Here is a 25,870-nt window from a genome sequence, read left to right as displayed (position 1 = left end):
AGGCCGGTGCTTCGTCACCGGCCTTTTTGTTGCGTTGCGCAATAAAATCCAACGCTGGTCATAGTGCCGTTCGTCATTTCGATATGAAGAACGGTCATTCGCCTCTCGTTCGCCTATGTGCGTAGACTTGCGTTCATAAAAACGAAGCTCTGTTGGGGGGAACACATGGCAAGCGTGGGAACGGGAACTCTCGCCGATTCACGGACGACGGGCATTACCGCGGCGGAACGAAAGGTCATTTTCGCGTCTTCGCTCGGGACGGTTTTCGAGTGGTACGACTTCTACCTTTATGGCTCGCTTGCGACCATCATCGCCGGGCAGTTCTTCTCGCTGAAAGATCCGGCGGGCGACTTCATCTACAATGAATCGACGCGCAACATCTTCGCTCTGCTCGCGTTCGCAGCGGGCTTCATTGTCCGGCCGTTCGGCGCCATCATCTTCGGACGCATTGGCGATCTCGTCGGGCGGAAAAACACCTTTCTCGTAACGATCCTGATCATGGGCCTGTCGACCTTCATCGTCGGCCTGTTGCCGAATGCGACGTCGATTGGCATCGCGGCGCCGATCATTCTGATCGCGCTTCGTCTGCTGCAGGGCCTGGCGCTCGGCGGCGAGTACGGCGGCGCGGCGACGTATGTTGCCGAGCACGCTCCGACGGGACGACGCGGCTTGTATACGAGCTGGATCCAGACGACGGCGACGCTCGGCCTATTCCTGTCGCTCATCGTCATCCTCGCGGTCCGTACCATCGTCGGCGAGGATGCATTCAAGGAATGGGGCTGGCGCATTCCGTTCCTCGTCTCGATCCTTTTGCTCGGGATTTCGGTCTGGATCCGTCTGTCGCTGTCGGAATCGCCGGCCTTCAAGAGGATGAAGGAGGAGGGCAAGGGCTCGAAGGCGCCGCTGACCGAAAGCTTCTTCCACTATCCCAACAACAAGTACGTTCTCTTAGCGCTGCTCGGCCTCGTCGCAGGCCAGGGCGTCGTCTGGTACACAGGCCAATTTTACGCGCTGTTCTTCCTGCAGAGCATTCTCAAGGTCGACGGCTACACCACGAACCTCCTGATCGCGTGGTCGCTCTTGCTCGGCACGCTATTCTTCGTGTTCTTCGGGTGGCTGTCGGACAAGATCGGCCGCAAGCCAGTCATCCTCGCCGGCTGCCTGATCGCCGCTCTCACCTACTTCCCGCTCTTCAAGCTTCTTGCCGAGACGGCGAATCCGGCGCTTGCCCATGCGATCGAGACGGTGCAGGTGAAGGTCGTAGCCGATCCAGCCGAATGCGGCTCGCTGTTCAACCCGGTCGGCACACGCAAATATACGACCGCTTGCGACAAGGCTCGCGACTGGCTCTCAAAGGCGTCGGTCAAATACACGACCGAGGCGGGACCCGCCGGTCAGCCGGCTCAAGTCGTGATCGCGGGCAAAGACATTGCTGCCGCCGATCTCGAGAAGGCGGTTGGCGATCCGAAGGACAAGATCACGGTCGGAAGTCAGGCGATCACCGAAGCGGGCTATCCGAAGGCGGGCGATGCAAGCATCGTGAAGTTGTCCAGTCCTATCGACATCTTCAACCCTCAAGCCGGAACCGTCATCGGTATCCTGTTTATCCTGGTGCTCTATGTCACCATGGTCTACGGGCCCATTGCGGCAGCGCTGGTCGAACTCTTCCCGACCAAGATTCGCTACACCTCGATGTCGTTGCCTTATCACATCGGCAATGGGTGGTTCGGTGGCCTCCTGCCCGCCACCGCCTTCGCGATGGTGGCCGCGACAGGAGACATCTACTACGGCCTTTGGTACCCGATCGTGGTCGCGGCGGCGACGGCCGTGATCGGCTTCCTGTTCATTCCGGAAACGAAGAATCGCGACATCCATACGATCTGACGGTCGATTGCGGGCGCACCTCCGTCATCCTCGAACAGGCAAGCATCGCGAGACTGTTCGGGGATCCAGCGTAAAACGCGCCGAAGGCCCGATATTGCGTCTTCGACGACTCTTACGCTGGATCCCCGGCCATCGACGCAGCTTCGCTGCGCTCGGCCGAGGATGACGAGGGGGCGCCCGTGGCGACCTTTTGTTTACGCTTAAAAGTTGCGTGCTCCGTCGATCGGTATCACCTCACCACCGTCATGCCGACGGAGGTCGGCACCCGGACAAGGGTCCGAAATCGTTGTGCCGATGTTTGGCTGGATCCCGGCCTTCGCCGGGATGACGTTGCTAAGCGGGGACGCAGCTTCGCTGCGCTCGGCCGAGGATGACGAGACAGGTGGCGATGTTCAGCGTTTGCCGAAGAGATCGTCGAACGCCACCATGACGTGCTCGCGGTAGGCGGGGCGGGCCTTCAGCCGTTCATACCAAGCCTCGACGTTCGGAAGGCTCGGGCGCGGAATTTCGATGCCGTAGTAGCGGAAGAGAAGGGCGCCTGTCGTAATATCGGCAAGGCTCAAGCTCTCGCCGAGCACGTACTCTTTTCCCTGCAGCCAGTGATCGAGAAGCTCGAAATGCTTCGCGCTTTGCTCGACACCGCGATGGATGATCGTCCAGTCTCTTTCCGTCTCGGGCGTGCGATAGAAGGCCCAGAACACATCGTTGAGGAACGTGGGCTGCAGCGCCGTCGCTGACCAATCCATCCATCGCTCGTAGTTGGAGCGCTGCCAGGCATCGTCCGACCAGAAGCGGTCCTTGCCGTAGCGCGCCGCGAGGTAGCGAAGAATGGAATGAGATTCCCATACTGCGCGTCCTTCGTCCTCGACCACGGGAATGCGACCGTGAGGGTTCATTGCGAGGTATGCGGGTGTGTCGAGTTTCCCGAAGCCGCCGCCCGCCGGGATGTGCTCGTGCGGGAGATCCAATTCTCCGATGAGCCACATGACTTTTTGGACGTTGAGTGAATTGCGCCGTCCCCAGACTTTCAGCATCGCTTGCGTCGCTCATTTATCGATCCACCCGTCGCGCGGGCGGCAACGATATAGCGGGATTGCGCGCGACATGGCTAGGCCACGCGCGTTCGTTCCAAGATAGTGAACGAATTGCTCAGACGGGCCTTCACCATTGGCGGCGATGAGTTGCGCGCGCGATGGAGACGCCGGGGCTCGCCGAGATCGCTGGACCGCCGCCGTCCGGTCTGCGCTTCCGGCGACGCGTGGAGGGTGGCTCGGCGTTGGCCCAGCCATAGGCGAGGATTGTCATCAGGGCTGAAGCTGCGAAGAAGTAGACGCCCGGCAGCACGCGGGCTTCCGTGTAGCCGGACGAGTTGACGTAGAAGATCATCAACGCCAGCACCATGACGTCCGTCATTGAATAGCGGCCGATCCATTCCATCGTTGCGAAGGACTTCCGGCGGAAATCATCCGGCATGTCGTGCGCGGTGATCAGCGTCAGCAAGTAAAAGAGCTTCAGGAACGGAAAGAAGACGGACACCGCGAATACGATGGCGCAGAGGAAATACTCCTCGTTCTCGAAGAGCGCGTACATGATCGTCAGGATCGAATGCTCATTCGTCCAGACATAAACCGTCGTGAAGCGGATCGTCGGCAGGATGAGGCCGAGCGCGAAAAAGACCGTCGCCAGAATGATCAGGAAGCTCAGCGCGAAGTTGCGCCAGCCGGAGGCGCGGGCCGCTTGCCCGACGTCGGGCTGAGGCAGCACGGGGACGAGATCGGGTGCGGCGGCCATGCCGTCGGTTCGTATCCACGCGTAGGACAGGATCATCAGCATGACGGCGGCGGTGAAGAAGTAGACGCCGTTGAGGCTCGAGGCATCGTAGACGCCCTGGCTCTTGATGAAGAAGATCGTCAACGCCAGCACCAGGACGTCGTGCATAGACCATTTGCCGAGCCATTCGAGCGCGCGCAACCGGCCCTGGTGGCGGACGATTTCGGCCGGCGGCAAGGTCGAGACGAGCAACAGGTAAAGCAGCTTCGTCACCGGCAGCAGGATCGAGAAGATGAGTACGATCATGCCGAGGAACGTCTGGCCGTCGTGCAGCAGCACGCCGACGGTCGAGAGGAGGGAGTGCTCCGTCGTCCAGAATGAGAAGGTGGTGAGCTTCAGGATCGGCATCGTGATGCCGAGAGCGAGGCAGACGCTGGCCGTCAGGATGGTCAGCGAGAGAAAGAAGCGCCTGCCGCTCAGCCACATGACCTGCACTTTCCCGCTCCTTTCGCGGCCGGGGCAAGCCCTGTCGCCGATGTCGCGAGGCAACACTTCCGTTCGGCAAAATTGAGACAGTGGCGGGTCAAGCTGAAGCGCTGCATTGCTGGTAAGGAAAGAGAGCACAGTCAGGAGGGCTCATGACCGATCCAGCGAAGTTTGCGCCGAACGGCAAACCGCGGGCGCGCGGGCTTGGTCTGCCGGTGCCGGGTCAGCCCGGGCCGCTCAATGCCATCACGGACGTCGGCGGGGTGACGGTCGGGTTCACGACGTTGCGCAACGATGGCGGGCCCGTTCATACGGGCGTGACCGCGATCCTGCCGCGCACGCCTGAAAATCTTGCGCATCCCGTCTGGTCGGGCGTCTTCTCGCTGAACGGCAACGGCGAGATGACAGGCGCGCATTGGATTCGCGATGCCGGCTGGTTTACGGGGCCGATCACGATCACCAACACGTTTTCGGTCGGACTCGCGCATCACGCCACGCTGAAGTGGATGGCGAAACGCTTTTCGGCCCTAGGGGAGGATCTCTGGGCGCTGCCGGTCGCGGCTGAGACCTATGACGGCTTTCTGAGCGATATTTCGGGATTTCACGTCACCGAAGCGCACGTGAAGAGAGCCATCGACGGCGCGCGCTCCGGTCCCGTGGCAGAGGGCTGCGTCGGCGGCGGCACGGGGATGATCGCTTATGAATTCAAAGGCGGCACGGGAACCGCTTCGCGGATGGCGACGACGCGGCTCGGCGAACACACAGTCGGTGTGCTGGTGCAGGCGAACCACGGCATCAGGCCGTGGCTGACGGTGTGCGGTAAGCCGGTCGGCGATCTCTTGCCGGGCGAGCGGGTTTACGAGAACGAGCGCGGGTCGATCATCGTCATCATCGCCACGGATGCGCCGTTGTTGCCGGGGCAGCTCGAACGGCTGGCGCGGCGGGCGTCGATCGGCATCGGGCGGGGTGGCACGCCCTCCGGCAACAACTCGGGCGATATCTTCCTGGCGTTTTCGACGACCAACGATCCCGGTCCGCTGCCGGAGCCGCCGTCGTTGTCATTCACGGCCGTCAGCAACGACGATCTCGACGCGATTTATCTCGCCGTTGTGGAGAGCGTCGAAGAAGCTGTGCTGAATGCGATGCTCGCAGCGGAGACGACAACGGGCAAGCACGGCCGGGTCGTCGAGGCCATCGATCCGCAAAAACTAAAAGCGCTCGTGCTTGGATGAAGCAGCGAGCGCTTTGATCGTAACGCCGGTCCTGGCTTCCGCGCGATGCGCGTCAGGCGTGCTGGTGCGAGTGGGGAATGCCCTTTTCGCAGATGAGATTGTGCAGTTCGCCTGCGGAATACATTTCGCGCATGATATCGCAGCCGCCGATGAATTCGCCCTTGACGTAGAGCTGCGGGATCGTCGGCCAGTTCGAGAACGTCTTGATGCCTTCGCGAACGCCCTGATCCTCGAGCACGTTCACATCCTTGAACGGCACGCCCAGGTGCTCAAGGATCTTCACGGCGGTCGCCGAGAAGCCGCACTGCGGAAACTGCTTCGTACCCTTCATGAACAATACGACGTCATTGTCGGCGATCGTCTTGGCGATCGTTTCGCTGACGGTATCAGAGGCCATCCTGAGGATCCTTTATTGGTGCCGGGGCAGCCCAGACGGTGCGCCCGCTTGTCGTCTTCAGATGTGGGCGAGACCGGCTCGTTGTCAATCCGGCGGCAGCGCGGTGGTAAGCTGCAGGGCATGCAATACGCCGCCCATGTTGCCGCCGAGGGCCTCATAGACCATCTGGTGCTGCTGGACGCGGCTTTTGCCCTTGAAGGCGGCTGAGACGACGTGGGCGGCCCAGTGGTCGTTGTCGCCTGCCAGGTCCTTGAGCACGATTTGGGCATCCGGGAAGCGGGTTTTGATCATCCGTTCGATGTCGGCCGCTGGCATTGGCATTTTGCGTAAACTCCAGGTTTCAGGAGGGGGTATTTCGGGTCTCGAACCTTGCCGTGTTCGATCAGAGAGGACAAGACCTTCGATCAGCCAATCTTATCAAATTGTCACGCGATTGCGATTGGACGTTATCGACGCGCGTCGCTATGTTTTCTCGTACTGAGGACCTCAAGTTCTCGAAGTCTAATGGAGGACACCATGAAGACCTGGACCAAGCCCGCAGTTCGCGAGCAGGAAGTTGGCCTCGAAGTTACGTCGTATCTTCCGGCTGAGATCGACCTCATCTAAGTCGATACTTCCGAGTTGAATTCAAGCACGGCGGCAGGACATCTGCCGCCGTGTTTTTTTGTGCGTGTTTTTTTTGTGCGCGATGACGGAAACACCCGCTGCGGGCAGCCGCAGCGGGTGTTTCATTGGCCGAGGTGGGGGGAACGCCTCGGCTGGCGCGAGCTTTACTGCTCGCAATCGATGGTGACCTTCACCCAGGGAAGATCGAGCTTGCACTTGCCGGACTTGGTCCGCGTCAGGACCTTGTCCAACGACACGTCGCCGATCTTGATCTTGCCGAGCTGGCCGGCGATGTCGTTGTCTTTGCCTTCGTCGTTGCCGGTATCGCCGTTCTTCGCCGTGTCGCCAGGCGCTTCCGAGGACGGTGCCGGTGCTTTCGCTTCATCCGTCTTCTTCGTGTCTTGTGTGGGCGCTGCCGCTGCGGGTTCAGCACTCGCTTCCTTCGTTGCTGCGGGCGGTACGCTGGAGGACTCGGGCTTTGCCGCGGTAGGCTCCGCGGGCGGCGGAACGGCCGCGGCCGTTACGGTGTCGGGTTTCTTGGTGGCAGGCGTATCGGTCTTCGCATTCGTCTGACCGCAGAGCTGCAGATCATGCGGCGCAGGCTTCCAGATCATCGTCTTCGACAAGAATTTCATGCCGGCATAACCGACGACCTTGAGGTTGCCGTTCGCGAGCGGCGTCAGTTCGACGTCGTACTTGCGGCCGCGTTCCGGCGAGTAGATCCAACCGTTATCCCAGCGGCCGCCGCCGACCGGCGCGACATTGCCGATGATCTGCTTGCCGCATCCGTCCGCATCCGATTCCGACTTCACCCATACGACGTTGCCGCACAGCGTATCGCCGCATTGTTTGATTTCGACGGCGCCGCGGCCCGTGTCGTTCATCCAGATGCCGATCGGATCGGTAGCGGCTGATGCGCTGCCGACGACAGCCGGTGCTACGAGGGCGACGAACGCCGATGCGATGTATTTCACTGCGCGCATGACACTGTCCTTGTGGTGAAAGATCAGGTTTGTTTCAGCTCTGGGTGCTTTGTGCACCAAGCTTCCCGGGAACGATGTTCCGTAGGGGACAGCCCGTTTGGAAGCACGCGGTCCGATTTTTCTACGTGGCCGCGCGAAATTTCCGGCAGGGCATGAAACGAACTTCCGAGCCCTACCGTAACGGATCATGTGAGATCGAAAAACACCGGCGCTCGTAGAAGCGTCGTCCGGTCGCACTGCTTTCGCAGGGCCCGCGATTTCGCGTCGAAGTGAGAATAAGCCACTCAAAACAGGAGATGTTCCCGATGCAGAAGCCATTTCTGGCAGCGATGGTGCTTGCCTTGTCGTCGTCATGTGCACTCGCCGACGACAGCGGCATAACGACAAAGGCGATGAAAGATCATCCGGGCGTTTCGGGCAGCGGCTCGACAGCCACGCCGACAGCCAAGCCGAATTCAGGCAGCCTTTCGGAGAAGCAGATGCAGGAACAGCCGGGCGTCAACGGCGATAGGACCGGCTCCACGGCAATGCCAAATGCGAAGCCGGCCGATGGCTCTTTGTCGGGCGCGGAAATGGAACAGAATCCAGGCGCAACCAAATGATGTGGACGGTTTGAAGAAAGTTTTCTTTGCATACGGCAGAAGGAGGGAGGCGAGCGCATCGCTTCCGCTCCTTTTTTGCGATGTTGGCGGACGATTCCGGCGTCATCAGCTTTCTGTCGTTAATAGCTATTTTGACATCGGTAATTTGGCCAGCTCGCGCCGAGTGCTTATGAGATGCTTATATTTTTGCAGGAGCGTCGCCGTCGAATCTTTATGTGCGACGCCCTATTCTATTTTTCAGATCCGATGGGCTACAGAGCGTTAAGCCACTATGTCATTCGACTTTCGGAAAGAGGCTGATTTTCAAAGCCGCTTCGATCAAGAAGCTGAAGAGCTTGCGAAGCAGAAAGAGCGCGAGAGCAGACAGACCGCGCTCATCTTCGCACTGCTGATCGGGGTGCTTGCGGGAACCGGGATCGTTTTGTTGGCCGTCAGCAATCGGCAGTCGGGGCCATCAGATCTTCACGATTGCGCGACGATCGAGTCGGGACCGGCGCGGCTCGCCTGCTTTGATGAGCTGTCGCGACAACAGGCTACGCCTTTCAAGGGCGCGCCACCGGAAGAGCTTGGCGGCCAGAAATAGCCTTCGGAACGGGACGTCCCTCATGCTTTCCAGCACCCGCCGCGCGCAGATACTCGATTATTCCATTCTTCACGACGCCACTCCCGAGGGACAGGTCATTGGCTGGTTTGGCGGACGCGAGTTTTCGGAATTCGTTCGTGACGAGTTCGGGCGTCTCCTCGTTTACGCGGGTGTCGCGCCGCGCCGCGGTGACGGCCAATTCGACGGGGACGCATTGAGGGAAGGGGAGTTCATCGTGCTGCCGGGGTTGATTTACCGGTATCGCCTAAAGCGGCGGCGGGCAGCGTAGATTTCGTCTCCATGCCCGCGATTTAAGCGGCGATTTCGGGCGCAGCCTTTGGGGACTTGCCGAATCAACTTAAAACCCGAACTCAATTCGTCATTGGAGTGAACAAGGCGAGGCGCGCGCTAAGCGACTTCATCGCAGGGGGCACAATGCGGACGGTCATCTGCCATTTCTTCAATGAGGAATACATGCTGCCGTGGTGGCTCGCTCACCACCGCCGCGTCTTCGATCACGGCATCATGATCGACTACAATTCCACCGACGCCAGCCGGGAGATCATCAAGCAGTTCTGTCCCGACTGGGAAATTCACATGACGCGGAATGCCTACTTCGATAGCGCCGTCATCGATCGCGAAGTCGAGGATTACGAGCGGACGTGCCGGTCGTGGCGGATGGCGCTCAACGTGACGGAATTTCTCTACGGCAACTTTCAGCAGCTGGACAAAGTGATCGCGCCGACGCGGCATTTCATCGGGAACTACGTTTTCGTGGACCCGATGAATGGTCCGCCGCCATCCTATGGGCGGCCACTGCACGAGCAGGCGACCTTCGGCTATTACGAGGACGACAGCAAAGCCTTTAGGAAACTAAATCTCGGCCTCAGGGCGAGCCGCAGCCTGCACAATTTCGGGCAGCGCTATCCGGAGCGGGGCGGGCGGCACTGGTATCAGAGCCCGACGCTCGATGACCTGGCGATTTTCTATTACGGGTATTCCGTGCTCAACGAGGACGGCATCGCGCGGAAGCTGCAGATCAAAACCAAGATGAGCCCGGAGGAAATCGCAACTCACGGCGCCGAGCATCCCAACACTGTGACGCGCGAAAAATACCTCGGGAATATCGATCGCTATCATCGGTCGCGGTGCAAGGATCTGACCGAGACGATCGCGAAGTTCGCGAAATATCAGTATTCGAAAGAGGCGGCGCTCTGCTGAACGAAGCGCGGCAACGCATGCCGTGCTTCGTCCGCTTTGACGTGAGAGCTATTTCAGTTCGAGCAATTCGACATCGAATATCAGGGTCGCGTTCGGCGGGATGACGCCGCCGGCGCCGCGTGCGCCATATCCCAACGCGGGCGGAATGATGAGCGTGCGCTTGCCGCCGACCTTCATCGACGCGACGCCTTCGTCCCAGCCCTTGATGACTCGCCCTGTTCCGATCGGGAACTGGAACGGCTGGCCGCGATCGAGAGAGGAATCGAATTTGTTGCCCTTTTTGCCGTCCTGATAGAGCCAGCCCGTGTAGTGCATCACGCAGATCTGTCCGGTCTCGGGCGTGGCGCCGGTGCCGACGGTGGTGTCTTCGTATTGGAGTCCGGACGGTGTGGTGGTCATGGATGTTCCTTGCGGTTCTGCGATTGCGTGTTGGTTGGGAAGGATTGCACCGCTCAGAGCGAATGCTGCGGCAATGGCCAGTAGGGCTGGAAAGCGAGCGTGACGCATTTGGGTTCCTTCAGCTGCTTGTTGTTCGCTTCATTTCGGGGGCAGCTGGTAGCGCCATCGCGGCACCAAGAGAAGCGCTGCGGTCAGAACCGTACCCGCTATGGCCGTCAGTGCTCCGAGAGTTATGACCAGCGGGTTGCCGGGGTTGGTCTTGACGGCCACAGCAATGCCTATCGCATGGCCGCCCGCCGTCAAAGCCGCCGATGCGAAGTCGTGATAGCGGCGCGCCCGGTTGGCGGTCTCGACCCACCGTGCATCGGTATTGAAACTCGGAAGACGTTCATGGGCTTGTCCGAGTTGTTCCAGCTCGGACAGAAACCGACGAATGTTCGCGAGCGCCGCCTCGGACTTGAAGTTGAGAAAGACGAGGCAAAGCGATGCAAGCGGGAACCCCAGCAGAAGCCAAGGCATCGAACTGTCCGAGTGATCGAGGCCCGGACGCGCGAGCGCCACCATCGCCGCGATTAACGACAGAACGATCGTCACATAAATCGCGAGCGCCTGCTGCCGCTGGGCGATGCGTGCGTTCGCTTCCTGAGCTGCCGCGATAAAGCGGTAGTTCGCATCTACGATCGACATGCCCTCTCCCGAATCCGATGTCCGTTATGCGCTGAGCTCGTCCTGCGTCAGCTTCGGCAAGAAGCCCCCGGACGCTGCTTTAGAGAAATCCGGTGCCGCAAGCTCAGCATTAAACCGGCGGCTTGCCTTTGTTCAGGATTGCCTCGAGGCGGCGGTGATATTCCGACTCCATCGCCAGGACGTGCTGGTAGACGTTGTCGAGTTCTTCCTTGCGGTCCTCGTTCTGCGCTTCCTCGACCCAGGTCGCGAATTCTTCGCGCAGGGTGAAAAGGACGTCGAGCGCCCCTTTGATTTCGCTCAATTCCTGTGCGGATTGAGGATCGCTGTCGCTCGCCATTGAGGACCTCTTTTGCTGAGGATCGTTATGCGCCAAGCTCGCCCTGCATCAGCTTCGGCATGAAGCCTTCGTGAGCGGTGCGAAGCTCGGAGAGCGGCAACGCGTTCTCACCCTTGAGCGCGATGGCGTTGCCGCCGACGCGGCCGACGATGCGGGCCGGGAGTTCGAGCAGGCGGGCGCGCTCCAGGACTTCCTCGGCCTTCTGCGGCGTTACCTCGACGACGTAGCGGCCCTGGTCCTCGCCGAACCAGATGGCGTGTGCGGGCAGCTTGCCTTCGTAGGGGTAGAGTTCGACGCCGACGCCGTTCGTGCCGCCTGCGAGCGCCATCTCGGCGATGGCGACGAGAAGGCCGCCGTCCGAGCAATCGTGCACTGCCAGTGCGCGGCCTTCGCGGATCAGCGTGCGGATCAGGCGACCGGCCTTGATTTCATCTTGCAGATCGACGGGCGGAGGCGCGCCTTCGAATTTGCCGGTCGCGTGGCGCTGATAGAGCGACTGTCCGAGGTGACCTTCCTCGCGGCCGATCACGATCAGCATGTTGCCTTCGCTCTTCAGGCGAATGTCGGCGATCTTGGTCCAATCCGGCACGAGGCCGACGCCGCCGATCGCCGGGGTGGGCGGAATGCCGACGCCGTTCGTTTCGTTGTAGAGCGAGACGTTCCCCGAGACGACGGGATAGTCGAGCGCGGTGCAGGCTTCGCCCATGCCGCGCACGCTCGCCACGAACTGGCCCATGATCTCGGGCCGCTCGGGGTTGGCGAAGTTCATGTTGTCGGTGATCGCGAGGGGATCGGCGCCGACGGCCGTCAGGTTGCGCCAGGTTTCGACGACGGCCTGCTTCGTGCCTTCCTCAGGATCGGCGGCGACGTAGCGGGGTGTCACGTCACACGCGATGGCGATGCCCTTCTGGGTGCCGTGCACGCGCACGACGCCGGCGTCGCCGCCCGGACGGCCGACGGTGTCGCCCATGACCATGTGGTCGTACTGTTCCCAGATCCAGCGGCGGGAGGCGAGAGCGGGACCGCCCATCAAGTCCTTCAGCGTGCCGAGGAGCGCGTTCGGCGCGGGCACCCATTCGGGGAGAATATTCGAGGGCTTTTTGGGCTCGATGTAAGGACGCTTGTACATCGGCGCGGAGTTCGCGAGCACGGGCACGGGCAGATCGGCTTCGACGTTGCCTTTGTGCATGATGACCATGCGCTGGGTGTCGGTCGTCTGGCCTATGACGGCGAAGTCGAGCCCCCATTTCTCGAAGATGGCTTGCGCCTCGTCGCGCCGTTCCGGCTTCAGGATCATCAGCATGCGCTCTTGGCTTTCCGAGAGCATCATTTCGTATGCGGTCATGCCGGTTTCGCGCTGGGGCACGAGGTCGAGATCGAGTTCGATGCCGACGCCGCCTTTGTCCGCCATTTCGGACGTCGACGATGTGAGACCGGCTGCGCCCATGTCCTGAATGGCGATGATGCTATCCGTTGCCATCAGCTCGAGGCAGGCTTCGATCAAAAGCTTCTCGGTGAAGGGATCGCCGACTTGGACGGTCGGGCGTTTTTCGTCGCTCTTCTCGTCGAATTCGGCGGAGGCCATCGTGGCGCCGTGGATGCCGTCGCGGCCGGTTTTCGAGCCGACGTAGACGACCGGCAGGCCGACGCCTTTGGCGGCGGAATAGAAGATCTTGTCGGTCTTCGCGAGGCCGACGCACATGGCGTTGACGAGGATGTTGTTGTTGTAGCCTTCGTCGAAGTTGGTTTCGCCGCCGATGGTCGGGACGCCGGTGCAATTGCCGTAGTGGGCGATGCCGGCGACGACGCCGCCGACGAGGTGGCGGGTTTTCGGATGGTCCGGAGCGCCGAAGCGCAGCGCGTTCATGTTCGCAACGGGCCGCGCGCCCATCGTGAAGACGTCGCGCATGATGCCGCCGACGCCGGTCGCGGCGCCCTGGAAGGGTTCGATGTAGGAGGGGTGGTTATGGCTTTCCATCTTGAAGACGACGGCGTCGCCGTCTCCGAGATCGACGACACCGGCATTTTCGCCGGGACCCTGGATCACCTTCGGGCCGGAGGTCGGCAGCGTCTTCAGCCAGACCCGCGAGGACTTATACGAGCAGTGCTCGCTCCACATGACGGAGAAGATGCCTAGCTCGCAGATCAGCGGTTCCCGGCCCAGGATTTCGAGCAGGCGCTCGTACTCCTCGGGCTTCAGGCCATGCTCGGCAACGATCTCGGGCGTGATCTTTCGCGTAGTCGTATCGGTCATAAGGATCTCGTCGGGCGCTCGGATTGCGTCCGCTTATATGGGCTCGGGAACGGTTTGTCGCCTTTGCCCTCGGACGGGCCCAATGGCCAAACGTCGCGATAACGCCGATGCCCGCTTACCGGGGCGTGGGGCGGGCGCCCCGCGGTTCCGGCGACACGCCGGTTCGCTCGGCCGTTTCAGCCAAAAAACCGAGGAAAAGAGGGCCTATCGGCGTCAATTGATCGGTACGGCGGCCTTCCTGTACCTGACGAGCCAACCCCGTATTTCGGCGATCTGCTTGTCCTGGGACTTGATGATGCTCTGGGCCAGCTTTCGGATTTTGGGATCCGTGCCGAATTCGAGCTCGGCTCTGGCCATGTCGACGGCGCCCTGGTGGTGGGGAATCATTTTGGTGACGAAGTCGACGTCGGGATTGCCCGTGTAGGTCAGCGCGTGCATGGCCTCATCCATTTTGTAGATCGCGGTTGCGAGCGCGCTGGCGGCCGGGGCCTTCGTGGCGGCGGCTGACCGGCCGGAGGTTTTGTCCCTTTTGCCCTTATCAGCGGCCGGAACGGGCGCGAGGCCCAGGCACGTCAGAGCCGTGAAGTTTTTCATGAGCCTTCCTTTCGAGCAAAAGGCTGCCGGTAGCCTACAGCGCTATCGTACAGGGGTTGGGGATCTCGAAATCTGGCGCCCCGCATTTGATCTGAATTTTGGGCGGATTGGATTCGTCGCGACTGCGGAGCGCCTTACTTTTTGTGCTTGGCGTCCATCTGCATGTGATCCGGCATCCGAATAACGGGTGGCGGGCGGAACCAGAGCAACGACTTCCAATTATGACGATTGTTTTACGCGCTTTGGATGTGGCGCTTTCCGTCCTACCCGTTTGGACTGTGACCGTTTCGCGCTGCAAAACTCGCAGTTCGGCGTTGCACAAGTAGAGATTTTCTTCGCGCCATCAGGAGCTTATCTCACCACTCAGCGACGACGTCACGTCCAGACAATTGTGCGCGGATTTGAACTCGCTTGCTTAAGACAGTGGAGATCCTGTCATGACACGTTTCGCGAAACTCTCAGGCGTTGTGCTTCTTTCGAGCTTGGCTGTGCTTCATGGTGCGCGCGTTTCGTCGGCCGAGGAAACGACGGCTCTGCATGTTGCTCCGCTCAAGGGCATTACCTTGGCGGTCGGGCCGAAGCGGGCGGTTGGCTATTACAGCAGCGCCGATAACGCCTGCAATCTGACGCTCATGTTGGCGGATTCTTATACCGAGGCCGACAAGGCGGCATCGGAGCCGGTGCGCATCAAGCTCATCGTGCGTGAGGGCACGTCGGCCAAGGTCGATGCTCTCGAAGGATCGCTTTCGTTCGCGTGTGCCAAGGGCGCGTCATCAATGATCATACAACCCGTCCAGCAGGTCGCGTATAACGCAGTTGCGAAATAACGACGGACTTTTCTCGGCGCGCTTCCAAGTCCACGCTTGCAAGTCGTTTGGGATGGGGCGGGAGCTACAACTCCCGCCCTTTTTTTGATTCTTCTATCGCATTGATATCGAGTGTTTTTTTAGCCTTCCCGCCGATTGTGCAGTGCGCATAAGAGACATGCCTTTTTGCCTCTGGCGGACCTTCGGCGGATCACATATCTACACTGTAGAAGAGGCGGCCCGGGGGCTTATCCCGGGATCCGGTTCGGGATTGAGCCCGGCCGGTTAGCTTAAGACAGGTGATGTTATGAAGGCCATCGTGTTCGCTGTGTTCCAGTCGATGACGTCTGCTTATGCAGACCCTCGCAAAAGCCAGCGGCGCGGGAACGGCCGCTAAGCGGACCGTTCGACTGCATGGAAAAGGGGCCCTTCGGCCCCTTTTTTGTTGCTCGCTCGCTGGAGATTACCAGCATTCCGAAAACGCGCGGACCTAGTGGGCGCCATAGAATGTTCGCTCAGATCTGAACCGGGGCGCCGACGCCATACGGATAAGGCGCTGGCGCGTCATCCCGCGGAGACTTTCCGAAAGGCGAAGATAGAGCTGTTGCATGCGGATGAGCCGGACCGGGCTCGTCGCGCTGGAGCGCTGCTCGCGATCGATCCATTCGCGAATACGCGTGATGCGTTCGAGAAGCGTGATGAAACGTCGGGACATGAATTTTCCTCCGGAATAGGGAGGTCTGCCCGGGGCAAAGACGCAGCACCGGGCACACCCGATGCGGTCCGACATCGCAGCACCGTTATGGCGCTGCCAGAGGGGCCCGGCCCCGCAATCGTTGAACACGTAGGAAGGGCAGCGTTGCGCTCCAAGAGGGCGGCCGCAAATGCCACGAAATGATCACAATGAAACCGCCGCTCAGCCGCGGCGGGGCGTGGTTGCGCGCATGGAGGCGGTGTTACGTCAGGCAACCGCTTCGAGTGTCGACAGCAGCATGCTTTCGAAGACGCGCCGTCCGTCGGTGCCGCCGAGGGCCTTTTCGTAGAGGCGTTCGGGATGGGGCATCATGCCGAGCACGCGGCCCGTTTCGTTGACGATGCCGGCAATGTTGCGCTGGGCGCCGTTCGGGCAGGCGTCGGCTGTCGTTTCGCCTGCCTCGTTGGAATAGCGGAAGGCGACGCGGCCTTCGCCTTCGAGGCGGTCGAGCGTTTCGCTGTCGGCGAAGTAGTTGCCTTCGCCATGGGCGATTGGCACCCTGACCACTTCGCCTTCGCGATAGCACTTCGTGAAGAACGTCTGATCGTTCTCGACCTTCAGGAAGACGTCGCGGCAGATGAAGTGCAGCGATGCGTTGCGCAGGAGCGCGCCGGGGAGCAGCCCCGACTCGCAGAGGATCTGGAAGCCGTTGCAAATGCCGATGACGGGCGTTCCGGCCTTCGCCTTGGTGACGACGTCCTTCATGATCGGCGAATGCGCGGCCATTGCACCGCAGCGGAGATAGTCGCCGTAGGAGAAGCCGCCCGGCAGCACGATGACATCGGACGAGGGGACGCTGGCGTCGCCATGCCAGACCATCTTCGGCGCGAAGCCCGTCACGCGTTCGATCGCGGTCTGGACGTCGCGATCGCAGTTCGATCCGGGGAAGACGATGACGGAAGCGCGGAGCATCCTCGATAGCCTCGGTTAGCGGAATTGATTGGAGCCGCCTGGAGCGGCATGTCCATTTATAATTGACAGCTGTCAGGTAATGCGACTCCGGCCGCAAGTCCACTTGCCGAGGTGCCTCACTTTCCCCCCCCCCCTTGCGGGGAGGGGTTAGGGGTGGGGGCAATTCCACCGTTCAAACGCGCGGTCCCCCACCCGGCGCGATGCGCCACCCTCCCCGCAAGGGGGAGGGGAAAGAAAGTGCACGTCTTCAGGGAGAGCCGAGCGGCGAGAGCTTTTTCTTTTGCTCCTCGACTTCGTCGCGGGACATGTTGGTCAATCTGCTGTCCTCGGCCTTCATTTCGGCAAGCAGCTCCGCAAAGGACGTCTGATCGCCAAAGCCGCAGGCCTTGCTCTGTGCCGTCCACACGCCGGTCACCTGCTTTACGAACTTGCGCAGGACGACTGCGGGGTGCGCGGTCTGGCCGGGCTCCGTAATGGTGATCTCAACGCGCCAGACGTCCGGCTCGACGACCGTGATGACGTTTGGGCGGCTTCCGCTTCCGCGTTCCGCTCCCGGAAGCCACCCGGCCCAATTGCGGAGCGCTTCGAACCCTATGCTGCAATCGAGATCGGGCGGTGGTGCCCGGGCGGGCTCAGCGAGCGCCTGACATGGCGCGAGTGCGACGATGGCAAGCGTCATCCGCACCCTTGGCGCCATGGCTCAACCGATTTCGTAGCTGTAATTCTCGATGACCGTATTGGCGAGCAGGTCCTTGCACATCTGCTCGACGATGGCCTTCGCCTTCGCCGGATCGCTCTCGGAAAGATCGACCTCGATGTACTTGCCCTGACGGACGTCGCCAACGCCCGTGATGCCGAGCCCCTTGATGGCGCCTTCGATGGCTTTGCCCTGGGGATCGAGCACGCCGTTCTTCAATGTGATTTTGATGTGGGCTTTCATGCAGGTCCTTTACTCCCTCGCCCTGCGCAGCGGGGAGAGGGCTGGGGTGAGGGGCGGCCACCATGCGAACGTGATTGCTGCCCCTCACCCTAACCCTCTCCCCATGACGCGTGCAGGGTCATGGGGAGAGGGAAACTAATTTAGTTCGGCTTGCCGTTGACGGGCGTGACCGGACCGTTGATCGGCGTGTTCGATGCGACGAGCACCGGACCTGCACCGCGCGGACGCGGGGTTTCCGTCAGGACGCCGAGGCGGCGGGCCACTTCCTGGTAGGCTTCGAGAACGCCGCCGAGATCGCGCCGGAAGCGGTCCTTGTCGAGCTTGTCGCCCGATTGGATGTCCCACAGGCGGCAGCAGTCCGGGCTGATCTCGTCGGCGAGGACCAGGCGGACCTGGTCGTTGTCGTAGAGGCGGCCGAACTCGACCTTGAAGTCGATGAGGCGGATGCCGATGCCGAGGAAGAGGCCGACCAAGAAATCGTTGATGCGCAGCGCGAGCTGCATGATCTCGTCGATCTCTTGCGGGGTTGCCCAGCCGAACGCCGTGATGTGCTCTTCCGAGACCATCGGGTCGTTAAGCTCGTCCTTCTTGTAGTAGAACTCGATGATCGAGCGTGGCAGCTGCGAGCCTTCCTCAAGGCCGAGGCGCGTCGAGAGCGAGCCTGCAGCGACGTTGCGCACGACGACTTCGAGCGGCACGATCTCGACCTCGCGGATCAACTGCTCGCGCATATTGAGACGCTTGATGAAGTGTGTCGGCACGCTGATTTCGCCGAGCTTCGTAAATATGTACTCGGAGATGCGATTGTTCAGAACGCCCTTGCCCTCGATCAACGCATGCTTCTTCGCGTTGAAGGCGGTCGCGTCGTCCTTGAAGTGTTGAATAAGGGTGCCCGGTTCAGGACCCTCATAGAGGACCTTCGCCTTGCCCTCGTAAATTCGCCGACGCTTGTTCATTCCTGGACCTCTGAGGATCAACAGCTTGCTCTCACTCATTGCGATACACGGATCTTTTCACGAGTTCGTACACGGACGCTGACGCCTTGATTCTCCAACGGGTTTTCTTCTTGTCGGGAAAGAAGCGGCGCACCTTTTCGCGCTCGGATGTCTTGGCCGGACACTAGCCGAACGAGGGGGGCGACACAATGTAGACCATGAGCCGCAGCACCTCTTATGGTGAGCGGTAGCCAAGCCGTTGATTTAGCTTAGCCCACGCGGTAACCGTGCGCTGAGATATGCATTTGCGGGGCCCCTGCAATACGCGTACAGCGTGTAGATCTAGTCTATACAACCAAAAGTCCATACCGGCTGGCAGTCCGGGGAGGAGAATGAGGCATGACGACCTTCGACGAACGCGAACGGGGATACGAGAGCAAGTTCGCCCATGACGAAGATCTACGCTTCCGCGCCGAGGCGCGTCGCAACAAGGCGCTTGCGGAATGGGCCGGTGCGAAGCTCGGGCTTACGGGAGAGGCGCTCGACGCCTACGTGAAGGACGTTCGCAAGGCCGATCTTCTCGAGAAGGGCGACGAGGACGTGTTCCGGAAGGTGAAGGGCGATCTCGCAGCGAAGGGCATCGCCGTTTCCGATACCGAGATCCGCAGCTTCATGGCGGAAGCGCTGGCGAAGGCCGTGCGCGATATCGAATCGGCGAAGAGCTGACGGATTTTTTTGCAGCCGGCGGCTTCGCTTCACGGAGCCGGCCGCCGGGTGCGCGCTTAGGGGCGTGTGACGAGCAAGGCCGCTCCGAAACCGATGAAGATGCCGCCAGTCACGCGATTGAATGCGCGCTTGAGCGCGGGCTTCGTCAGGTAGGTGGCGAGGGTCTGACCTCCCAATCCGTAGACCGCATACCAGAACGATTCTGCTGCTGCGAACGTCAGAATGAGGACCGCATACTGAGGCAATTGCGGCGCGCTCTTGTCGACGAACTGCGGAAAAAATGCTGTTGCAAAGAGCAGCAGCTTCGGATTGCTGAGACCGATGATAAATCCACCGCGAAAGAGAGCGGCCAGCGATAGAGATCGCATCGGCTGATCGGCGCCAAGGTCGATCGGAGCATCGGCGCCCATCCAAGCCCTGATTCCAAGATAAATCAGATAGGCCACACCCCCGTAGCGCACGACATCGAAGAGAAGCGGCGAGGCGATCAAGACGGCGCTGAGACCGGCGGCGGACGCGGCCAGCACAATGATGAGCGCAGTCAGGCATCCCGCCATTGCCGCAATGCTGCGCCGCGCGCCCCAACGGACGCTGCGCGTCAGGACATGGAGCATGTTTGGTCCGGGCGTGCCGCAGAGAAGAAACACTGCAGCAAAAAAGAGCCACCACGTATGAATGGTCATCGAAACAACCTTTCGCCGCTGAAATCGTTGAACGCTGGCCGTGCGATTTCGATCGCTTGAGACCGCGCCAACGATACAGGCAAACAGCTCGGGTCAGCCGAGCTTTTTCAAGAATTGGCCGAACTGTAGCAGACCCTCCGGCCATGGACCGTGGCCGGAGGCGATGTTGATGTGACCGCTTTCGCCGGCGTCGCTCAAGGTTGCGCCCCATTTTCCCGCGAGATGCTCGGCGCGCGCGTAGCTGCAATAGAGATCGTTATTGGCGACGACGACGTGTGCGGGAAACGGCAAGCGCCGTTCGGGCATCGTCTCGAAGCCGCGCGGGCCTTTCTCGGGCGGCCATCGCTTGCCACCGGTGTCGGGCCAGAAGTCAGCGTGGTCAAGATCCGCGGGCGCAACGAGGAACGCGCCGATGACGCGATTGCGCTTCAGCTTGTCGGCCGCGAAAATCGTGGCCGCGACCCCGACGGAATGCGCGACGACGACAACGGGCTGCGTGGCGCCGCCGGCGAATTTCGCCATGCGGTCGCCCCAGACTTCGACTTCGGGGTTGTCCCAGTCCTGCTGGATGACGCGGCGCGCAGTCCTGAGATTTCGTTCCCAGCGGCTTTGCCAGTGATCGGGACCAGAGTCCTGCCAGCCCGGTACGATGAGAATGTCGACTTCCGATGTTTTCATCGTGGGCGCCGGGAGTCCTGCATGTGCGGCGAGGCTGAATACGTTCGTCGTGGGCGTGTCGCCATCTTTGGCACCGACTCAAACAAGTTGTGGGTTCCGCTGCCAACGAAATGGCACATTTGTGGCGCGGAACCTCTTTCAATTGTAACTTTGGGAGGAAATTTTGATTCCGAGCCGGTTGCCTCCGTACCTTTTGTAACAGGCGAGGTCAATCGAGAGCCAAACGGGAGTCGGGTTTGGGAAATTGCACAAATGTCGCCGTTCTGCTGGCCGATCGGAAGTATCTTCCGGCTGCGCTTTTCGTGGCGCAGAAGCTCTCGCGGCAACGATCGCGGAACTTCGATATCAGACTCCTGGTCACCGAATGTCCGGAAGCCGTGCGCCAGGCGCTCGATGACGGCATCATCATTCAGGATTTCGTGCCCGACGAGCGGGCGCAACGGACGGCATCGCTGAAAAAGAAACCGCCGATTGCGTTCGGGCGGCTGACGATGGATTCCGTGCTGCCGGAGCACTATGAGAAAATTCTCTATCTCGATTGTGACCTCTGGATCGGCAACAGGGAAATCTCGCAGCTGTTTGCGATGGATCTCGACGGCTACGCTTTTGGCGCCGTCTTCGACGCCGGAGATATCGTCAGAGCCGCAGATCCGGTCTGGCGTGACTACAAGCGCCGGCTGGGTCTCGACGACGATACACCGTACTTCAACTCCGGCGTGATGATGATCGACAGGAAGGAGTTCAAGAAGCAGCGGATCGGCGAGAGGTGCCTCGAGTATATCGCAAACGGCGGCTACCTCGGCATGATGAACGACCAAAGCGCTTTGAACGCCGTGACCAAGGGGCAATGGCAGCAGCTATCTCCGATCTGGAATTGGATGTTCGGGGCTCGCGCTCGTCTTACCGAAGAAACCGATCCGGCAATCATTCACTTTATCGGGCCGCAGAAATTCTGGAATGATGGGCGCGGGCGCTTCGATCCGAAATATCGGCTGGAGATGACGGCCTATCTCAAGACCCTCGGCTATGAAGCCTTTGTACAAGAAACGCCGCGGATATTCAGTTTGCGCCGCGCAATCAAGCAGTTCGGTTTTGATGCGCGTGCCGCCGTCGGCGCCAACAAACGCGAAGTGTTGATCCGGTCGGCCTTGGCCGCGCATTCGACCAACGTGCCGAGCGTCTAGGGCCGCTCACACGCACCTCGCCACTTGATAGGCGTGGCCAACCGGCCTGCCTGAGAGTTATTGCCGTTTTCTGAATGGTCCTCCCTCCGGGAACCTCCGGCGATGGGTGGCGTTGCTGCCTTAGCAATCGGATCGCCGCATAAAGCGAAACCAGCTTGAGGAGACGCTCCCCCATGAAGATCGAAAATCTGGAAGACCTGTTCAATCACACGCTCGAAGATATTTATTACGCGGAGAATAAGCTCGTTAAGGCGTTGCCGAAAATGGCGAAGGCTTCGGATTCGCCGCAGCTTGCCAAGGCGTTCACCGGTCACATGGAAGAGACGAAGGAGCATATCACCCGTCTCGATGAGGTGTTCAAAGCGCTTGGCCGGAAGCCGAAGGCAACGGAGTGTCCAGCCATCAAAGGCATTCTGGAAGAAGGCGAAGAGCTGATGTCGGACATCAAGGATCCGGACACGCGCGACGCCGCGATGATCGCTGCCGGTCAGGCGGCCGAGCACTACGAGATCACGCGCTACGGCACGCTCGTTTCATGGGCGAAGCTCTTAGGCCACAAGGATCTCGCGACGATCCTCGAGAAGACCTTGAAGGAAGAATACGGCGCCGACGACAAGCTGACGAAACTTGCCGAGGGTCGTCTCAACAGGGAAGCCGCTTAGTATCATTGCCAGCGACCGGCAGCCCGTAACCATCCGGCCTGCCGGCGCTGATGCTTCGCCGGTGATTGAAAATTAAAGCGGCGGTGCTGGCGGATCGGAGAGCAGGTAGAGCACGTAGGTTGCGCCGCCGGAGCTGCCGTTGGCGCGGATCAGTGTTCCGAGCGGTTCGACCTTGCGGAATTTACTTTGCATCAACGGCAGATCGACACGTCGTTCGAGTTCGACGTAGAGGGCAGGCTTTTCCAGCAGAGAGGCGTCGAGCGGGCTCAAGAATTCATAGCGAATGCGCTGATCGAGCTGTGCGACTTCGCTTCGCCCTCTAAGGCCCATGAAGAGCTGTCCGGTCGTCGCGTAGCTCGAGGTGGCGACCCAGCCGGCATTTGTTTCGCGGCGCTTGGCTTCGATTGCATCGGCCAACGCGGGCCAGCCGCGCATCTGTTCCGTCGGATCTTTCGCAGTCATCGCCAGCGGATGGATCGCATGCGCATAGATGGCGGCCGTCATCACGAAGCCGGTTCCTAGCGCGGCAAGGAATGTCGTTCGCCGCCATGTCTGCGAAACGTCCTGAAGCGCGATTGCGGCGCAGATTGCGAGCGATGGATAGAGCGGTGCGGGCCAGTTGCCCTGCACGCGGTCGTGGAGCGCGTGCGCCGCGAAGTAGACCAGCATCGGCAGTATCGCTGCGGCTAGCAGCAGGTCGTTCTCTTTGCGGCCCCGGCTTGCGAGTGCCGAGCGCGTGATCCTTACGAGACCGGCGATGGCAAGCACCGCGATGACCGGGCTCGCCAGCGCGAAGAACACGCCGATGAACTCGAGCAGATAGGTCGGTCCGGCCGAACCGTTCTGGGCGACGCGTCCGAACTGCTTGGTGAAGGATGCCCAGCCGTGCTCGGCGTTCCAGATGACGACGGGGCTGGCGACGGCGGCCGCGATGATGCCGCCGATCCAAAGCTCCGGTGCGCGGAGCCATTTGCGATTTTCGGGCGTCGCGAGCAGCCACACGAGAATGGTGCCGCCTAAAAAGAGGTTCGTATATTTCGACAGCAGGCCGAGACCCGCGAACAGTCCGACGGCGAGCCACCATCTGGCGTTCTGGCTGTGGTTCAGCTCGGCGAGCGCCCAGATCCCGAGCCCGGCGCAAAGCACGGACGGCAGATCCGGCGTGACGATGATACCGCCGACTGCTAGCAGCGGCATTGCCAGCATGATCCAGACCGCTCGCCGCGCGATGTCCGCTCCGTAGAGGAGATAGGCCGTTCGCCAGAGAACGAGAGCGCCGGCCGCGCCGATGAGCGGGCCAAGCAGACGAACACCGAGCGTCGTATCTCCGGCGATGGCGCGGCCCGCGCCGATGATCCAGGCCACCATCGGCGGGTGATCCAGATAGGAGAGCGAGGAGCCAAGGGACCAGATTCGATAATAGGCTTCATCGTCGACGAGGCCGAGATAGCTCGCGAGGCCGAGGCGAATAGCGGCGAGCGCGAGGATGGCTGCGAGCAGCACGCTGTTCGCCGTGCGATTGTCGAACTGACGTTCACCGGCGGCGGAGCCGCTTGCCGCTTCCGTGGTCAGAACGGCCGTCATCGCCGCCAGGTGAATGCAGAGCTGACGGCGTAATTGAAGACGGCGGCCATGAGGGCGCCCGCGATACCGGCCCGCCACCATGTCGTGTCGTGGCTATAGACGAGATCCGCAACGCCGATGTTGGCGAGCGCGCCGATGCTGCACACGACATAGAAAATCAGCAGGCCTTTGATCGCTTCGAAGCCGGTCAAGCGGCGGTCGCGGAACGTTAGGACGTTGTTCAAGAAGAAGTTGAAGGTCATGGCCACGAACGACGCGAAGATCTGGGCGACGTTGAACGACGTGCCGCTGATGTGAATGGCGCTTCTGAGCGCGAACAAGTGAACGACAAGGCCGAGCGATCCGACAAGGGCAAACAGGACGAACCGCGGCGGGAGGAGATTTCCGGAGACCTTGGCGAGAAGCAGCCCGAGAAAATCTGCGATGACGATGCCGTCGAGCTTCGACTTGCCGACGCGGCGAGGGCGGAACACGTAAGGGATCTCGCGGATGCGGACGCCCGACGGTGCGGATGCCAGAATGTCGAGAAGGAGCTTGAAGCCGCCCGGCGAAAGGTTTGGCGCGATCGTGTCGATGAGGCTTCTTCTGAGCATGAAGAAGCCGCTCATCGGATCGCTGACGTTCGTCCGCAGGAGAAGGTTCGAGAGGGCGGTCGCAAGCGAGCTCGAAAGGCGGCGCACGGTGGAAAAGCCTTCGCGGGCTTCACCCGACTGGCTGTAGCGGGTACCGATAACGATGTCCGCGCCGGCGCCTTCGATTTCGCTCAGCATGCGCGGCAGCAGTTTTTCGTCGTGCTGGAGATCGGCATCGACGACGGCCACGATGTCGGCGGCTGAGGCGAGCATGCCTTCGATCACGGCGCCTGCGAGGCCACGTCGGCCAACCCTGCGCATGGCACGGACGCGCGGATCGTTCGCGCCGATGGCGCGGATAACGCCCATCGTGCCGTCGGGGCTGTCGTCGTCGACGAAGATTACTTCCCAGCGGATGCCCGCGAGCGCGGCGTCAAGCGCGGCGATCATGGCGGCGATGTTGCCCGCCTCGCAATAGGTCGGGATGACGACGGTCAGCTGCGGTCGGGAATTGCCTGCCTCACGCAATGATCCGATTGCCGGGCTGGCGGCGTCTGGCGCGGAAATCCCGGTTAGCGTTTCGGACGTCACCATGAGCACCATCGGGCGAGCGGGTTTGGCGTATCGGTTGCTGGATCGGCTTTTCCTGTACGCGAAATCAAACCGAATAGCAGGTAGATCCCGGCAACAGTTGCGGCCATAACGACGCCCGCGAAAATGACGTCGGACAGGAAGTGCGCACCTTGCGACATGCGCACGAGGCCTGAGAACAAGCCGCAGAGTGCGCCCGCGAGGATAAGCCTGCCGCCCATGCCGGCGAAGAGAAACGCCGTGGCGAAGAACGCCGTGTAGGCCATCGATGCTTCGCCTGCTACGAACGAACAGTTCTTCTCGCATTGCTTCGAAGGCTGGAGAGGCGGCGTGTACGTCTTCGTCCCGCCGAACTCGACGAGGTGAACGGGTCTTGCCCGGCCCCAATGATCTTTCAGAATGGTGTTGGCGACGATGCCGGGTCCGATCACGAGGCACGCCGAGAGGAAGAGCCATTTCGGAGCGGTCAAGCCGAAGCTCGCGCGCTTGCGAAGGACGGAGGCCGCAAGGCCGCAGACGGTGAAAACACAGAAGCCGACGAAAGAAACATAAAGCGTCAGGCGGATCACGTCGGCGATGGTCGTTGTTGTGCCCGAGTAGATCCCGCCGCCTTTGCCGGTGAAGATGCCGTCGCCCCGATAGAAAAATGCGGCCGTCCGCGTATCGATTTCCGGGAAAAGGCTGAACAAAATGCCGGCAAGCACACCAACGATCGCTGCACCCCAGAGGAGCAACGCGACGTTCCGGCTTTTTTCCTGCGCCCCGAATTCGGTTTGCGGTTCACCCGCGATCATGATTCCCATCGGAC

Annotated in this window: 31 protein-coding genes; 11 read left to right on the top strand and 20 right to left on the bottom strand. The window is 61.0% G+C overall.

Annotated features, from left to right (window positions below):
• Positions 1 to 165: 165 nt before the first annotated feature.
• Positions 166 to 1,884, top strand: a complete 1,719-nt coding sequence (locus AB4Z24_RS16525; RefSeq protein ID WP_441710010.1) for an MFS transporter — start codon at positions 166 to 168, stop codon at positions 1,882 to 1,884.
• 392 nt (positions 1,885 to 2,276) lie between these two features.
• Here AB4Z24_RS16525 and AB4Z24_RS16520 read toward each other — a convergent pair whose 3' ends face one another.
• On the bottom strand, positions 2,277 to 2,918 hold the full coding sequence (locus tag AB4Z24_RS16520) for a glutathione S-transferase family protein (protein ID WP_441710008.1): 642 nt from the start codon (positions 2,916 to 2,918) through the stop codon (positions 2,277 to 2,279).
• 127 nt (positions 2,919 to 3,045) lie between these two features.
• The gene (locus AB4Z24_RS16515; protein WP_441710069.1) at positions 3,046 to 4,140 is read right to left on the bottom strand and encodes a paraquat-inducible protein A; all 1,095 of its coding nucleotides are present in this window, start codon (positions 4,138 to 4,140) and stop codon (positions 3,046 to 3,048) included.
• A gap of 152 nt (positions 4,141 to 4,292) precedes the next feature.
• Here AB4Z24_RS16515 and AB4Z24_RS16510 point away from each other — a divergent pair, with 152 nt between their 5' ends.
• Complete coding sequence (locus AB4Z24_RS16510; protein ID WP_441710006.1) at positions 4,293 to 5,372, top strand: DmpA family aminopeptidase; 1,080 nt, start codon at positions 4,293 to 4,295, stop codon at positions 5,370 to 5,372.
• Between the two features lie 52 nt (positions 5,373 to 5,424).
• On the opposite strand, the gene grxD is transcribed toward AB4Z24_RS16510, so the two are convergent.
• Together grxD and AB4Z24_RS16500 are read right to left on the bottom strand one after the other, a co-directional pair.
• Entirely contained in the window at positions 5,425 to 5,769 is a 345-nt protein-coding gene (grxD, locus tag AB4Z24_RS16505) for a Grx4 family monothiol glutaredoxin (protein ID WP_441710004.1), read from the bottom strand.
• Between the two features lie 84 nt (positions 5,770 to 5,853).
• Complete coding sequence (locus AB4Z24_RS16500; RefSeq protein ID WP_441710002.1) at positions 5,854 to 6,090, bottom strand: BolA/IbaG family iron-sulfur metabolism protein; 237 nt, start codon at positions 6,088 to 6,090, stop codon at positions 5,854 to 5,856.
• 195 nt (positions 6,091 to 6,285) lie between these two features.
• On the opposite strand from AB4Z24_RS16500, the gene pqqA reads away from it, so the two are divergent.
• Positions 6,286 to 6,375, top strand: a complete 90-nt coding sequence (gene pqqA / locus AB4Z24_RS16495) for a pyrroloquinoline quinone precursor peptide PqqA (RefSeq protein WP_015598411.1) — start codon at positions 6,286 to 6,288, stop codon at positions 6,373 to 6,375.
• 164 nt (positions 6,376 to 6,539) lie between these two features.
• Here the strand turns inward: pqqA and AB4Z24_RS16490 are convergent, their stop codons facing one another.
• Positions 6,540 to 7,358, bottom strand: a complete 819-nt coding sequence (locus tag AB4Z24_RS16490; protein ID WP_441710000.1) for a DUF2147 domain-containing protein — start codon at positions 7,356 to 7,358, stop codon at positions 6,540 to 6,542.
• Between the two features lie 305 nt (positions 7,359 to 7,663).
• Between AB4Z24_RS16490 and AB4Z24_RS16485 the strand changes: the two genes are divergently transcribed.
• The 4 genes from AB4Z24_RS16485 to AB4Z24_RS16470 all read left to right on the top strand — a co-directional run bounded on the left by AB4Z24_RS16485 (position 7,664) and on the right by AB4Z24_RS16470 (position 9,764).
• On the top strand, positions 7,664 to 7,960 hold the full coding sequence (locus AB4Z24_RS16485; protein ID WP_441709998.1) for a hypothetical protein: 297 nt from the start codon (positions 7,664 to 7,666) through the stop codon (positions 7,958 to 7,960).
• Between the two features lie 271 nt (positions 7,961 to 8,231).
• Positions 8,232 to 8,543: a hypothetical protein gene (locus AB4Z24_RS16480; protein ID WP_441709996.1), complete on the top strand. Its 312-nt coding sequence runs from the start codon at positions 8,232 to 8,234 to the stop codon at positions 8,541 to 8,543.
• 22 nt (positions 8,544 to 8,565) lie between these two features.
• Entirely contained in the window at positions 8,566 to 8,832 is a 267-nt protein-coding gene (locus tag AB4Z24_RS16475; RefSeq protein ID WP_441709995.1) for a hypothetical protein, read from the top strand.
• A gap of 146 nt (positions 8,833 to 8,978) precedes the next feature.
• Positions 8,979 to 9,764, top strand: coding sequence for a glycosyltransferase family 2 protein (locus tag AB4Z24_RS16470; RefSeq protein WP_441709993.1), 786 nt, complete (start codon positions 8,979 to 8,981; stop codon positions 9,762 to 9,764).
• Between the two features lie 48 nt (positions 9,765 to 9,812).
• On the opposite strand, the gene AB4Z24_RS16465 is transcribed toward AB4Z24_RS16470, so the two are convergent.
• The 5 genes from AB4Z24_RS16465 to copM all read right to left on the bottom strand — a co-directional run bounded on the left by AB4Z24_RS16465 (position 9,813) and on the right by copM (position 14,035).
• Positions 9,813 to 10,271 (bottom strand): FKBP-type peptidyl-prolyl cis-trans isomerase, encoded by a 459-nt coding sequence (locus AB4Z24_RS16465; protein WP_441709991.1) that lies wholly within the window; start codon positions 10,269 to 10,271, stop codon positions 9,813 to 9,815.
• Between the two features lie 30 nt (positions 10,272 to 10,301).
• On the bottom strand, positions 10,302 to 10,850 hold the full coding sequence (locus AB4Z24_RS16460) for a hypothetical protein (RefSeq protein WP_441709989.1): 549 nt from the start codon (positions 10,848 to 10,850) through the stop codon (positions 10,302 to 10,304).
• Between the two features lie 109 nt (positions 10,851 to 10,959).
• Complete coding sequence (locus AB4Z24_RS16455) at positions 10,960 to 11,187, bottom strand: hypothetical protein (protein WP_441709987.1); 228 nt, start codon at positions 11,185 to 11,187, stop codon at positions 10,960 to 10,962.
• A 25-nt stretch (positions 11,188 to 11,212) separates the two neighbouring features.
• Entirely contained in the window at positions 11,213 to 13,441 is a 2,229-nt protein-coding gene (purL, locus tag AB4Z24_RS16450) for a phosphoribosylformylglycinamidine synthase subunit PurL (protein WP_441709985.1), read from the bottom strand.
• 213 nt (positions 13,442 to 13,654) lie between these two features.
• Positions 13,655 to 14,035 carry a CopM family metallochaperone gene (gene copM, locus AB4Z24_RS16445; RefSeq protein WP_441709984.1) on the bottom strand — a complete coding sequence of 127 codons (381 nt, stop codon included), beginning with the start codon at positions 14,033 to 14,035 and terminating at the stop codon, positions 13,655 to 13,657.
• 437 nt (positions 14,036 to 14,472) lie between these two features.
• On the opposite strand from copM, the gene AB4Z24_RS16440 reads away from it, so the two are divergent.
• A complete protein-coding gene (locus AB4Z24_RS16440; protein WP_441709982.1) occupies positions 14,473 to 14,862 on the top strand; it encodes a hypothetical protein in 390 nt (129 codons plus the stop codon).
• Between the two features lie 469 nt (positions 14,863 to 15,331).
• Here the strand turns inward: AB4Z24_RS16440 and AB4Z24_RS16435 are convergent, their stop codons facing one another.
• From AB4Z24_RS16435 to purC, 5 genes are all read right to left on the bottom strand, one after another.
• Positions 15,332 to 15,556, bottom strand: coding sequence for a hypothetical protein (locus AB4Z24_RS16435; protein ID WP_441709980.1), 225 nt, complete (start codon positions 15,554 to 15,556; stop codon positions 15,332 to 15,334).
• Positions 15,557 to 15,802: 246 nt separating this feature from the next.
• Positions 15,803 to 16,507, bottom strand: coding sequence for a phosphoribosylformylglycinamidine synthase subunit PurQ (gene purQ / locus AB4Z24_RS16430; RefSeq protein WP_441709978.1), 705 nt, complete (start codon positions 16,505 to 16,507; stop codon positions 15,803 to 15,805).
• A gap of 247 nt (positions 16,508 to 16,754) precedes the next feature.
• Positions 16,755 to 17,186: a hypothetical protein gene (locus AB4Z24_RS16425; protein ID WP_441709976.1), complete on the bottom strand. Its 432-nt coding sequence runs from the start codon at positions 17,184 to 17,186 to the stop codon at positions 16,755 to 16,757.
• A gap of 21 nt (positions 17,187 to 17,207) precedes the next feature.
• Positions 17,208 to 17,447 carry a phosphoribosylformylglycinamidine synthase subunit PurS gene (purS, locus tag AB4Z24_RS16420; RefSeq protein ID WP_290990061.1) on the bottom strand — a complete coding sequence of 80 codons (240 nt, stop codon included), beginning with the start codon at positions 17,445 to 17,447 and terminating at the stop codon, positions 17,208 to 17,210.
• 140 nt (positions 17,448 to 17,587) lie between these two features.
• Positions 17,588 to 18,403, bottom strand: coding sequence for a phosphoribosylaminoimidazolesuccinocarboxamide synthase (purC, locus tag AB4Z24_RS16415; RefSeq protein ID WP_290990060.1), 816 nt, complete (start codon positions 18,401 to 18,403; stop codon positions 17,588 to 17,590).
• 378 nt (positions 18,404 to 18,781) lie between these two features.
• On the opposite strand from purC, the gene AB4Z24_RS16410 reads away from it, so the two are divergent.
• Complete coding sequence (locus AB4Z24_RS16410) at positions 18,782 to 19,108, top strand: DUF1476 domain-containing protein (RefSeq protein WP_441709974.1); 327 nt, start codon at positions 18,782 to 18,784, stop codon at positions 19,106 to 19,108.
• A gap of 56 nt (positions 19,109 to 19,164) precedes the next feature.
• Here the strand turns inward: AB4Z24_RS16410 and AB4Z24_RS16405 are convergent, their stop codons facing one another.
• A complete protein-coding gene (locus AB4Z24_RS16405; RefSeq protein ID WP_441709972.1) occupies positions 19,165 to 19,791 on the bottom strand; it encodes a LysE family translocator in 627 nt (208 codons plus the stop codon).
• A gap of 93 nt (positions 19,792 to 19,884) precedes the next feature.
• Positions 19,885 to 20,469: an RBBP9/YdeN family alpha/beta hydrolase gene (locus AB4Z24_RS16400; RefSeq protein ID WP_441709970.1), complete on the bottom strand. Its 585-nt coding sequence runs from the start codon at positions 20,467 to 20,469 to the stop codon at positions 19,885 to 19,887.
• 236 nt (positions 20,470 to 20,705) lie between these two features.
• Between AB4Z24_RS16400 and AB4Z24_RS16395 the strand changes: the two genes are divergently transcribed.
• Both AB4Z24_RS16395 and AB4Z24_RS16390 read left to right on the top strand, forming a co-directional pair.
• Positions 20,706 to 21,653, top strand: coding sequence for a glycosyltransferase family 8 protein (locus AB4Z24_RS16395; RefSeq protein ID WP_441709968.1), 948 nt, complete (start codon positions 20,706 to 20,708; stop codon positions 21,651 to 21,653).
• Positions 21,654 to 21,826: 173 nt separating this feature from the next.
• Positions 21,827 to 22,315, top strand: coding sequence for a YciE/YciF ferroxidase family protein (locus tag AB4Z24_RS16390; RefSeq protein ID WP_441709966.1), 489 nt, complete (start codon positions 21,827 to 21,829; stop codon positions 22,313 to 22,315).
• A gap of 72 nt (positions 22,316 to 22,387) precedes the next feature.
• On the opposite strand, the gene AB4Z24_RS16385 is transcribed toward AB4Z24_RS16390, so the two are convergent.
• Genes AB4Z24_RS16385 through AB4Z24_RS16375 form a run of 3 tightly spaced genes read right to left on the bottom strand, consistent with a single transcriptional unit; the run spans position 22,388 to position 25,856 of the window.
• Positions 22,388 to 23,899, bottom strand: coding sequence for an ArnT family glycosyltransferase (locus tag AB4Z24_RS16385; RefSeq protein WP_441709965.1), 1,512 nt, complete (start codon positions 23,897 to 23,899; stop codon positions 22,388 to 22,390).
• Positions 23,896 to 25,065, bottom strand: a complete 1,170-nt coding sequence (locus tag AB4Z24_RS16380) for a glycosyltransferase family 2 protein (protein WP_441709963.1) — start codon at positions 25,063 to 25,065, stop codon at positions 23,896 to 23,898. The genes AB4Z24_RS16385 and AB4Z24_RS16380 overlap by 4 nt, the downstream gene beginning before the upstream one ends.
• Complete coding sequence (locus AB4Z24_RS16375) at positions 25,059 to 25,856, bottom strand: phosphatase PAP2 family protein (RefSeq protein WP_441709961.1); 798 nt, start codon at positions 25,854 to 25,856, stop codon at positions 25,059 to 25,061. Before AB4Z24_RS16375 ends, AB4Z24_RS16380 begins: the two co-directional genes overlap by 7 nt.
• Positions 25,857 to 25,870 lie beyond the last annotated feature (14 nt).

The organism is Hyphomicrobium sp. 2TAF46 (assembly GCF_052114865.1).
Taxonomy (GTDB): domain Bacteria; phylum Pseudomonadota; class Alphaproteobacteria; order Rhizobiales; family Hyphomicrobiaceae; genus Hyphomicrobium_B.
The sequence above is the reverse complement of the archived record's forward strand: the minus strand, read 5'-3'. Positions and strand labels throughout refer to the sequence as shown.

Coding starts and splice junctions, on each gene's coding strand:
- AB4Z24_RS16475 (WP_441709995.1), top strand. CDS start 8,566: ATGCTTTCCAGCACCCGCCGCGCGCAGATACTCGATTATTCCATTCTT.
- AB4Z24_RS16485 (WP_441709998.1), top strand. CDS start 7,664: ATGCAGAAGCCATTTCTGGCAGCGATGGTGCTTGCCTTGTCGTCGTCA.
- purQ (WP_441709978.1), bottom strand. CDS start 16,507: ATGCTCCGCGCTTCCGTCATCGTCTTCCCCGGATCGAACTGCGATCGC.
- AB4Z24_RS16525 (WP_441710010.1), top strand. CDS start 166: ATGGCAAGCGTGGGAACGGGAACTCTCGCCGATTCACGGACGACGGGC.
- purC (WP_290990060.1), bottom strand. CDS start 18,403: ATGAACAAGCGTCGGCGAATTTACGAGGGCAAGGCGAAGGTCCTCTAT.
- pqqA (WP_015598411.1), top strand. CDS start 6,286: ATGAAGACCTGGACCAAGCCCGCAGTTCGCGAGCAGGAAGTTGGCCTC.
- AB4Z24_RS16500 (WP_441710002.1), bottom strand. CDS start 6,090: ATGCCAATGCCAGCGGCCGACATCGAACGGATGATCAAAACCCGCTTC.
- AB4Z24_RS16380 (WP_441709963.1), bottom strand. CDS start 25,065: ATGGTGACGTCCGAAACGCTAACCGGGATTTCCGCGCCAGACGCCGCC.
- grxD (WP_441710004.1), bottom strand. CDS start 5,769: ATGGCCTCTGATACCGTCAGCGAAACGATCGCCAAGACGATCGCCGAC.
- AB4Z24_RS16480 (WP_441709996.1), top strand. CDS start 8,232: ATGTCATTCGACTTTCGGAAAGAGGCTGATTTTCAAAGCCGCTTCGAT.
- AB4Z24_RS16425 (WP_441709976.1), bottom strand. CDS start 17,186: ATGACGCTTGCCATCGTCGCACTCGCGCCATGTCAGGCGCTCGCTGAG.
- copM (WP_441709984.1), bottom strand. CDS start 14,035: ATGAAAAACTTCACGGCTCTGACGTGCCTGGGCCTCGCGCCCGTTCCG.
- AB4Z24_RS16455 (WP_441709987.1), bottom strand. CDS start 11,187: ATGGCGAGCGACAGCGATCCTCAATCCGCACAGGAATTGAGCGAAATC.
- AB4Z24_RS16385 (WP_441709965.1), bottom strand. CDS start 23,899: ATGACGGCCGTTCTGACCACGGAAGCGGCAAGCGGCTCCGCCGCCGGT.
- AB4Z24_RS16460 (WP_441709989.1), bottom strand. CDS start 10,850: ATGTCGATCGTAGATGCGAACTACCGCTTTATCGCGGCAGCTCAGGAA.
- AB4Z24_RS16400 (WP_441709970.1), bottom strand. CDS start 20,469: ATGAAAACATCGGAAGTCGACATTCTCATCGTACCGGGCTGGCAGGAC.
- AB4Z24_RS16470 (WP_441709993.1), top strand. CDS start 8,979: ATGCGGACGGTCATCTGCCATTTCTTCAATGAGGAATACATGCTGCCG.
- AB4Z24_RS16410 (WP_441709974.1), top strand. CDS start 18,782: ATGACGACCTTCGACGAACGCGAACGGGGATACGAGAGCAAGTTCGCC.
- AB4Z24_RS16390 (WP_441709966.1), top strand. CDS start 21,827: ATGAAGATCGAAAATCTGGAAGACCTGTTCAATCACACGCTCGAAGAT.
- purS (WP_290990061.1), bottom strand. CDS start 17,447: ATGAAAGCCCACATCAAAATCACATTGAAGAACGGCGTGCTCGATCCC.
- AB4Z24_RS16520 (WP_441710008.1), bottom strand. CDS start 2,918: ATGCTGAAAGTCTGGGGACGGCGCAATTCACTCAACGTCCAAAAAGTC.
- AB4Z24_RS16375 (WP_441709961.1), bottom strand. CDS start 25,856: ATGATCGCGGGTGAACCGCAAACCGAATTCGGGGCGCAGGAAAAAAGC.
- AB4Z24_RS16515 (WP_441710069.1), bottom strand. CDS start 4,140: ATGTGGCTGAGCGGCAGGCGCTTCTTTCTCTCGCTGACCATCCTGACG.
- AB4Z24_RS16465 (WP_441709991.1), bottom strand. CDS start 10,271: ATGCGTCACGCTCGCTTTCCAGCCCTACTGGCCATTGCCGCAGCATTC.
- AB4Z24_RS16510 (WP_441710006.1), top strand. CDS start 4,293: ATGACCGATCCAGCGAAGTTTGCGCCGAACGGCAAACCGCGGGCGCGC.
- purL (WP_441709985.1), bottom strand. CDS start 13,441: ATGACCGATACGACTACGCGAAAGATCACGCCCGAGATCGTTGCCGAG.
- AB4Z24_RS16440 (WP_441709982.1), top strand. CDS start 14,473: ATGACACGTTTCGCGAAACTCTCAGGCGTTGTGCTTCTTTCGAGCTTG.
- AB4Z24_RS16435 (WP_441709980.1), bottom strand. CDS start 15,556: ATGTCCCGACGTTTCATCACGCTTCTCGAACGCATCACGCGTATTCGC.
- AB4Z24_RS16490 (WP_441710000.1), bottom strand. CDS start 7,358: ATGCGCGCAGTGAAATACATCGCATCGGCGTTCGTCGCCCTCGTAGCA.
- AB4Z24_RS16405 (WP_441709972.1), bottom strand. CDS start 19,791: ATGACCATTCATACGTGGTGGCTCTTTTTTGCTGCAGTGTTTCTTCTC.